Raw genomic sequence first — 8,925 nt, 5'->3', positions numbered from 1 at the left:
GCCGCGTGGACGACGACGTCATCTCGCTGCAGGTCGCGGACAACGTGGTGATAAAGATCGACCGCGCGTCCGTCTCCCGGAAGCTGGAAGCCTGATGCGGACACGCCGCCACGTCATCTCCCTGGTCGTCGTCGTCCTGCTGGCCGCGTTGGGCGTGGTCGGTCTGACCGTCCTGAAGGCCCGTCCGAGGCTGGGGCTCGACCTGCGCGGGGGGCTGTCGGTCATCCTGGCCGCCCGCGGGGAGGTCACACCGGAGACGCTCGACCGCACGGTCTCGATCATCCGCCAGCGAGTGGACAGCCTCGGGGTCGCCGAGCCCGAGATCTCCCGGGTCGGGGCGGAGAACATCGTCGTCCAGCTCCCGGACATCCGGGACCCAGACCGAGCCCTGCAGATCATCGGCCGCACCGCCCAGCTGCGGTTCCGTCCCGTGTTGGAACGCCTCCCGGAGGAGCAGGCCCGTGAGCAGGGGTGGGAGCTGAGCCGAGGGGACCCGATCGACCGCCCGGTCACCTTCACCGGGGAGGACGGCGACTGGTTCCGGCTCGCCCCCGCGGCCGTCCGCGGCGACGAGGTGGACCGGGCCGACCCGATGCTGGACCCGCAGACGAACCGCTGGACGGTCCAGCTGGAGCTGACCCGGGAGGGACGGGACAACTTCGCCCAGGTCACCCAGCAGCTCGCCGGCACCCCAGATGCGCCCGGGGGACGTCCGCTCGCGATCGTGCTCGACCGACGCGTCGAGTCGGCTCCCGTGGTCCAGCAGCCGATCACCGACGGTCGCGCCCAGATCAGCGGCGAGTTCACCGAGAGGGAGGCGAGGGACCTCGCGCTCGTCCTCCGCACGGGTGCGCTGCCCATCGAGCTGGAGGCCCAGCAGGTGCAGAAGGTGAGCCCGACGCTGGGGGCCGCCTCCCTGCGGGCCGGGTTGCTCGCCGGCGCGATCGGCATGGGCCTCGTCGCGATCTACATGCTGCTCTTCTACCGGCTGCTCGGGCTGATCACGTTGATCGGGCTGGCCCTGTTCGCATCGCTGATCCTGGGGCTCATCGGCGCCCTGGGGCAGTGGCGAGGCTTCACGCTCACGCTGGCCGGGATCGCCGGGCTCATCGTCTCGGTCGGGATCGCCGCCGACTCCTACATCGTCTACTTCGAGCGGATCAAGGACGAGCTGAAGGACGGCAAGACCTTCCGCAGCGCGGCCGAGCGCGGCTACCAGAGCGCGTTCCGCACCAACCTGGCCGGCAACAGCGTGGCCTTCGCAGCGGCGATCATCCTCTACCTGTTCGCGATCGGACCCGTGCGCGGCTTCGCCCTGACCCTCGGGATGTCCGTCCTGTTGGACATCGCACTCCTTGCTTTCTACACGCACCCGGTGGTGGCCCTGATAGCGCGCAACCGGCGCATGGCCGGGCTGCGGGCCGTCGGTATGAACGAGGCGGTGTCGGCGACGTCATGATGAGACGGCTGAAGGGCGGTGGGTTGGGGATCGATTTCATCGGCCGCGCCCGCACCTGGTTCATCCTCTCGGGAGTCCTCGTTGCCATCTGCGCGGGGTCGCTGGCCATCCGCGGCCTCAACCTCGGGCTCGAGTTCCGGGGTGGCACCTCCTTCGAGGTCGTGTCCGAGCGGGACATCCCGACCGCGCAGCTGCGTGAGGCGGTCTCGGCCGTCGGCATCGACGGGGTGATCGTCCAGCAGGTGGGCGACGACGGGTACCTCGTCCAGACGGAGCACGTCGGCGCCGACCTCCAGCAGGAGGTGTCGCGGATCGTCGCCCGGCAGACGGGGGTCCAGCCGAACGCGGTGACCGTCAACGACGTGGGCCCGCGCTGGGGTCAGCAGGTCTCGTCGAAGGCCATCCAGGCCCTCGTCATCTTCCTGCTCGTCGCGACCGCTTACATATCGCTGCGCTTCGAGTGGAAGATGGCGGTCATCGCGCTGCTCGCGCTCGTGCACGACCTGGTGGTGGCCGCGGGCGTCTACTCCTTGAGCGGATTCGTCGTCACGCCCGCGACCGTCATCGCGCTCCTCACCATCCTCGGGTACTCGATGTACGACACGATCATCGTCTTCGACCGGGTGAGGGAGCGGACCCGGGCCGCGTCGGCGAGCTCCCGCCGCACCTACTCCGATATCGCCAACGAATCGCTCAACCAGGTCGTGGTCCGGTCGCTCAACACGACCATCACGTCCCTGCTCCCGGTAGGCAGCCTCCTGTTCGTCGGCTCCTTCCTGCTCGGGGCGACGACCCTGCGGGAGCTCGCGCTCGCGCTGTTCCTCGGGATGGCTGCGGGGACGTACTCGTCCATCTTCTTCGCGGTCCCGCTCCTCGCCGTCTGGAAGGAGCGGGAGCAGCGCTGGGCCACCCTGAGGGCGCGCGTCTCCGTGCGCCAGGCCGAGCCCGCCACGGGCCGGACGCGCACCAGCGGCTCAGGCGAGCCCGCGTCGGAGCCGGCCGCGATCGGTCCTCGCTCCGCGGCCGGACCCCGTCCGCCCAAGCGGCGCAACGGCAAGCGCAAGCGTCGCCGGTGAGCGACCCCCTGGACCGGCTGCGGTCGCTCGTCCGAGACGTACCTGACTTCCCCAAGCCGGGCGTGGTCTTCAAGGACCTCACCCCGGCATGGGCCGACGCCCGGTGCTTCGCCACCATCGTCGACTCGATCGTCGATCCGCACGCGGGAGACCGGATCGACAAGGTCCTGGGGATAGAGGCCCGCGGCTTCATCCTCGCCGCGCCCGCCGCCTACCGGCTCGGTGCGGGGTTCGTCCCCGCCCGCAAGCGCGGCAAGCTCCCGTGGCAGACGAACACGGTCACCTACGAGCTCGAGTACGGGTCAGAGAGCCTGGAGCTGCACCAGGACGCGGTCGGGGCCGGGGACCGTGTCCTGATAGTGGACGACGTCCTGGCCACGGGGGGGACGGCGGCCGCCGCCGTATCGCTCGTGACCGGCTCGGGAGCCGAGGTAGCGGGGTTCTCGTTCGTTCTCGAGCTGGGCTTCCTGTCCGGGCGCGAGAAGCTGCCCGGCCTGGACATCCACACGCTGCTCACCTACTGATCGCGCGGGGGGTCGACGCCTCGCTTGCGGTCCAGCAGCCTCTGCACGGTCGGAGGCGGGGTCCGCTCCGGTACCGCGGGCGGGGTCGCGGGCTCTTCCGGTCGCGCGGGGGCCGGATGCTCGCGCTCGGGAGCCGCCGGGGTGGTACGCCTGCTCCACCTCGGGATCGGGGGCAGCCTGCGGCGGGCGGACGCAGCCGCGGCGACAGCGGCCGGGCCGGCTTGACCGACGACCAGCCTCCGCAGGGCGACGTCGACCGGCCATAGCAGCGCCGCGGCGAGGAGCAGCCACCCGGCGATCGGCACCGAACCCCGGCCGGGGGGCAGGTCGTCGGGGTCGAACGCCTGGCGGGGATCGGGTCCGACCCGCCCTGCCCCGGCCGACGCGACCGCCTCGAGGACCTGGGGGCCGAGACCGGACGGACGGTACTCGGCCGAGTAGGACCGCGTAGCGAGCGAGGTCCCGGCGAAGACGGGCTGCCCCTGCGCACCGGTGACCAGGACGCCGGTGGCGTAGGTGCCGGCGCCCGGGGCGGGGAGCGTCGAGGTGAACGAGCCCGCCGCCGTGCGCTCCAGCTTGACGACGTGGCTCTGCAGGTCCGGGGTCGTCACCCGGGCGGTGGCCGTGGAGCCGTCCGGCCACCCAGATTCCGAGGTGGCGGCGATGCGCAGGACGTCGCCGTCGATGCGCGTCTCGACCGCGCCCGCCTCCGAGCCCACCACCGGGAAGGTGTCCTTCACCACCGCGGTCCAGAAGTCGGTGTACCCGCCCCAGGGCGCCCACAGCTGCGACCACCTGGCCGAGGCGTCCGATGTCCAGGAGGTGGCGCGCCCCAGACCCACCCGCCAGCTGGCGAGGAGCGGGTCCTCCTCGTCGCCGATCTCGAGCTGAGCGGTCGCGGTGGGCTTGGTGGTCGTGGCCACGTAGCCGAGCAGGGGCGGGGCCTCCGTCAGGACGTCCGTTGCGGGTGAGGACGCCTTCACGACCGGGAACCAGCGCCCCTCGTTCACGAAGTTGCGGGAGGCGAGGACGGCCTCCTGCATCATGATGCGAGGGATGTCGGACAGGTTGCGGCCCGGGTAGAAGCGGCCCCGTCCAGCCTCGGCCACCTTCTTCAGGTCCTCGACCGGACCCTCCCCGGTGGCGAGCACGGAGACGGTGATGCCCTCCTCGGCTAGCTTCGCCGCCTCCTGGTCGAGGCCGGTCTCGTTCGTGAACCCGTCCGTGAAGAGGATGATGTGCTTCAGGCGAGCCTTGCTCTTGCGCAAGCCGTCGGCGGCGGCCCGCAGCGACGGGGTGATCGTGGTGCCGCCCCGGGGCGGTTTCAGCTCGGCGAGCCCCTTCGAGACGACCTCCTCGGGCGGCAGCTCCTGGAGCGGGATCAGCCAGCGGTGCGTGTCGTTGAACGCCAGGACGCCGATCTCGTCATCGGCGGTCAACGCGCCGATGGCCCGGGCCGCGGCGGCCTGGGAGATGTCCGTCTTGTTCACGCCGCCGCCTCCTCCGCGCGGCCCCCCGAACCCGGGTTGCCCGTCCGGGGAGCAGTGGCAGGCCCCCATCGACTCGCTGTTGTCGATCGCGAGCACCTGGGCCACCTTCGCCCTGCGCTTCGGGTCTCGGATCTCGCTATCGACCGGCAGCAGCTTCTCGAGCTCGTGACCGCGGTACCCGCCCAGCGCGTAGGAGTGGTCGCCGCCCACGGTCACGAGCCCTCGTCCGAGGTCGCGCACGACCGCTCCCAGCGTGGCCACCTGCTGGGCTCCCAGCGACTCGGCCTCGACGTCCACGAGGACGGTTGACCGGTACGTGCCGAGGGTGTCCATCGGCGGGAGCGCGGCGGGCGTGGTCACGTCGACCTCCAGACCTCCGGCGCGCAGCGCCGCCGTCAGGGCGCCGGCTCCGCCGGGTGACCCCTCCACCACCAGGACCCGGCCAGGACCCTCGACCTCCACGGCCGCGAACGCGCTGTTGTTCTCGCGGACGGTGTCCTGGGGCGCCTCGACGTCCAGCCGGTAGCGCTGGAGCCCCACCTCGGTCGCCTCCCGCTCGAACACGACGACAGTCCGCCCCTCCGGGAGGTCGACGACCCGCTCGTCCACGACCTCGCCCTCCCGGCGCAGGACCAGGCGCGCGCGCTGCGCGACCGACGACGTGACGGCCGCCCTCAGCTCGTACCGCTCTCCGACCGCGGCCCGGGAGGGGTGGTCCAGATCCGAGATCGCCGTGTCGGCGCCCGTGGCCCGAGGTACCGAGACCACGTCCACGCGCACCCCGCTGCGCTCGAGCCGGCGCGCCTCGGCCACCGCGTCGCCCTCGTTCTGCTCGCCGTCGGAGACGATCACGACCCGCCGGCGGGCGTCCTGGGGGAGCACGGCTCCCGCCAGCCGCAGGGCGCGCGCGAGGTTGGTCCTCTGCACGTCCACCTGGGCGGCCGGCTGGAGCAGCTCGGCTCCCGTCTGCATGGCGAGCTCCAGGCGCGCATCCCCACCGAACAGGATCACCCCCGCCCGGGCCCCGTCGGGTTGCTCCCGCAGCGCCTCCCTCACCCACTCCGTGGCGGCCGCCCGACCCCCGGCGCCCATCGAGTCGGACGCGTCCACGACGAAGACGGTCGCCACGCCGCGCCCGGGCCTCGGCAGCGTGGGGGAGACGATCGCCAGCAGGAGCAGGAGGGCGATCGCCGTGCGCACGCCCAGGGCGGCCCGCCACTGCCACCCCGGCACCCCGGACGTCCTCCTGCTCAGGAGGAGCTCGGCGGCGAGGACAGCCCCGAGGAGCGCGACCACCCAGGGCAGGACGGACCGCTCACCCTGCGGAACCCGGTCGCCCTCCCTGCGGACGGCCGGACGGATCGCGAGCTCCCGGGCCGGGGCGATGGTCGCCTCCTCGGAGACCGGGTTCACCGCGAAGACGAGGTCCGGGCGCCCCTGCTGCTCGATGCGCCAGAACCCCGGCCTCTCCGCCACCGGCGGCGTCGACCCGGCCGCCACGACCCTCTCGATGCCGGCGGGTCCCCGCACGGTCGCCTCGACCGTCGTGTCCAGCGGCAGGGGGCTCCCGGCGGCGATCTCGGTCGTGGCGCCGGTCCGGGTCAGGTCGGTGACGAGGCGGTCCACCAGGATCGGGAAGACCACCTGGACCGGGAGGTTGCTGCGGTCCGCCCGGAACCCGAGGTACGCGAAGGGGCGACCGCCTCGGGTGCCGCGCACGAGGAGCGGCGTCTGCTCGGCTCCCACGAGGACCTCGTCCGCCGCGACGGTCAGCCGCTGCGCCTCGGCGATGGCGACGTCGGAGAGGTCGAGCCCTTCCAGGAGCGGGTGGTCGGACCGCACGAGCGTCGGGACCGGCCCCTCCACCGTCCCGGTCACATCGACCTGTGGGAGCCCGCCCGGCGGTGCGACGGCCACGAAGGGAGCGCCGGGGTCGGGCGGGACGGCCACACCGTCGTACACGGCGAGGTCGAAACCGGGGGCGGGGGCGGTGCCCTCTGCACGTTCGACCGCCACTCCGGGGATCGCCTCGAGCGCGGTCCGCCAGAACGGCCCGTTCTCCCCGGCCAACAGGACCCGGATGGAGGGCCGGCCCGACGCCACCGCGTAGGCGCGGTCGTCGACGGCGAGCAGGTCCACCCCGTCCAGTCCGGCCGATACGAGGTCGCCGGCGGGGAGGTCGAACGCGCGCTCGACCGTGTCGCGGGGCGGGATCGTCAGCTCGACGCGGGCCCGGGTCCTCCCGTCGACGTCGACGCGCAGCTGGCGCACGGACTCGGTGTCTCCCCCGTTCCGGACCGCTACGCGGGCCCGCAGCGCGCTCCCGGTCTGCTCGACGGCCAGGCCGATGACCGCCTGGTTCTCCCCAGACGCGCCGACCGGTTCGTACCGGGTGCCCGGCGGGATCAGGCGCTGCTCGGCAGAGTTCAAGATCCCGTCGGACAGGAAGACGAACCCGATGGGCACCCCCGGCGTCTCGAGGCTCTCGGCGAGCAGGAAGGCCGTCGCGAAGTCGGCCCGGCCCAGCCCGGGGCGCAGGGCGTCGACGGCCCGGTCGAACTCCCGGGGGTCGGCGGACTGGGCGAGCGCGACCCGTGGGTGGTCGGACGCCACGACGAGGCTGGCCAGACCCCCGTCCGGCACCTGCCTGCGGAGCTGCCGGGCGATCTCCGCCGCCCGAGCCACCCGGTCGGGAGGCGTGTCCGTCGCCCCCATGCTCGCCGAGGTGTCGACGACGAAGACGGTGTGCTGAGCGAGCGGGACCGGCGTCGGACGCACCGGGCGGGCGGCCGCCACCGTGAGCAGGGCGACGGCGAGCAGCTGCAGGACGAGGAGGGCCGACCACCGCAGCGGCTGCCACGGCACCGCGCTCGACACGGGTCGGGACACCTCCCGCCACAGGTACGTGGAGGAGACGTCCACCGACGGACGCCTCGGACGCAGCATGTGCAGGGCCACGATCGGGATGGCCAGCAGCCCGAGCGCCAGCGCAGCCGGGTTCGCGAACCTCACCGCAGGACCCCCGTCCGCCGCCACGACCCGAGCAGGAGCGCCTCGATGTCGTCGGCGGGGTCCAGTCGGAGGTAGGCGGCGCCCGCCCGCCGGCAGATGTTCCCCACCTCATCCGTCCAGGCGCGGACCGACTCGCGGTACCGACGCAGGACGTCGGGCGACAGGCTCACCTCGACCCGGCTCGAGTCCTCCCGGTCGCGCAGGTCCAGGTCGCCCACGAGCTGCGGGTCGGTCTCCTCCTGCGAGAGCACGTGGACGACGACCAGGTCCCCTCCGCGCGCGGGCAGACGCCGCAGTCCCTCCTCCCACTCGGGGGTGAGGAGGTCGCTGAAGACGACGGTGAGCCCGGACGGCCCCGGCCGGGCGAGCAGCCGGAGGGCGGCCGCCGCGAACGGGGTCGTCCCCGACGCCCGCAGAGAGGACAGGTGGTCGAACAGATGGGGGACCGCCGCCCGTCCGACGAAGCGGGGAGCCGGGCGGTCGAGGGGGAAGGTGTGGACGGTCACCGGGTCGCGGTTCACGAGCGCCACGAACCCGAGCGCCGCCCCGAGACGCGTCGCCGCCTCAAGCTTGCCGTGGGCCCCCATCGACGAAGAGGTGTCCACGAACAGACGCACGTGCAGCTCCTCCTCGGCCTCGAACAGCTTCACGAGCAGGACGTCGAGCCGCGCGTACAGCGCGTAGTCGATGCGCCTGAAATCGTCCCCCGGGAAGTACGGACGGTAGTCGCTGAAATCGATCGAGGTCCCGTAGCGGGGGGAGCGGTGGTCTCCCGCGAACAGCCCCGCGAGCCGGCGCCGGGTCGAGATCTGCAGCGCCTCCAGCCGGGACAGCAGCTCCGGTGAGAGCATGTCCGCTAGGGAGCGCCCCGGATCCCCACGGCGGGCTCGGGAACCGCGTCCAGGACGGCGGATACCACGTCGTCGGGCTGGACCCCCTCCACGGGAGCCTCGTAGCCCAGGACGAGCCGGTGGCGCAGGACGGCGGGGGCGACGGCGCGGATATCGGAGGCGGAGACGTTAGGACGCCCGTCCAGCAGCGCGGCCGCCTTAGCCGCGAGCACGAGAGCCTGAGCCCCCCGCGGCGACGCGCCGAAGCGGACGAAGCGCCGCACCGGCTCGGGGGCGGTCTCCCCGCCGGGGTGGGTGGCCATGACGAGGTGGACGGCGTGCTCGACGAGATGGCTCGCGATGGGGGCTCGCCGGGTCAGGTCGATCATCGCGTCGAGGGTCTGCGCGTCCGCGACGGGTTTCACCGAGGCCGCGGTGGCTCCCGTCGTGCGGTCGACCACCGAGACGAGCTCCTCCGATGTCGGGAACCGGACCAGGACCTTCAGCAGGAACCGGTCCAGCTGCGCCTCCGGC

6 protein-coding genes are annotated in these 8,925 nt (G+C 73.0%); 3 read left to right on the top strand and 3 right to left on the bottom strand.

Going from position 1 to position 8,925, the window contains the following annotated elements:
- Positions 1 to 94: 94 nt before the first annotated feature.
- Genes secD through VM840_10620 form a run of 3 tightly spaced genes read left to right on the top strand, consistent with a single transcriptional unit; the run spans position 95 to position 3,059 of the window.
- The gene (secD, locus tag VM840_10630) at positions 95 to 1,459 is read left to right on the top strand and encodes a protein translocase subunit SecD (protein HVL82031.1); all 1,365 of its coding nucleotides are present in this window, start codon (positions 95 to 97) and stop codon (positions 1,457 to 1,459) included.
- Entirely contained in the window at positions 1,459 to 2,535 is a 1,077-nt protein-coding gene (gene secF, locus VM840_10625; protein ID HVL82030.1) for a protein translocase subunit SecF, read from the top strand. Before secD ends, secF begins: the two co-directional genes overlap by 1 nt.
- Positions 2,532 to 3,059 (top strand): adenine phosphoribosyltransferase, encoded by a 528-nt coding sequence (locus VM840_10620; protein ID HVL82029.1) that lies wholly within the window; start codon positions 2,532 to 2,534, stop codon positions 3,057 to 3,059. Before secF ends, VM840_10620 begins: the two co-directional genes overlap by 4 nt.
- Here the strand turns inward: VM840_10620 and VM840_10615 are convergent.
- From VM840_10615 to VM840_10605, 3 genes are all read right to left on the bottom strand, one after another.
- Entirely contained in the window at positions 3,053 to 7,561 is a 4,509-nt protein-coding gene (locus VM840_10615; GenBank protein ID HVL82028.1) for a VWA domain-containing protein, read from the bottom strand. The genes VM840_10620 and VM840_10615 overlap by 7 nt on opposite strands.
- A complete protein-coding gene (locus VM840_10610) occupies positions 7,558 to 8,412 on the bottom strand; it encodes a DUF58 domain-containing protein (protein ID HVL82027.1) in 855 nt (284 codons plus the stop codon). Before VM840_10610 ends, VM840_10615 begins: the two co-directional genes overlap by 4 nt.
- A 5-nt stretch (positions 8,413 to 8,417) precedes the next feature.
- Positions 8,418 to 8,925, bottom strand: a 508-nt coding sequence (locus VM840_10605) for a MoxR family ATPase (protein ID HVL82026.1), incomplete at its 5' end; no start/stop codon positions are given.

It is taken from the genome of Actinomycetota bacterium, assembly GCA_035540895.1.
Taxonomy (GTDB): Bacteria; Actinomycetota; JAICYB01; order JAICYB01; family JAICYB01; genus DATLFR01.
Note: the sequence above shows the minus strand (reverse complement) of the source record. Positions and strands in the feature narration are given on the sequence as shown.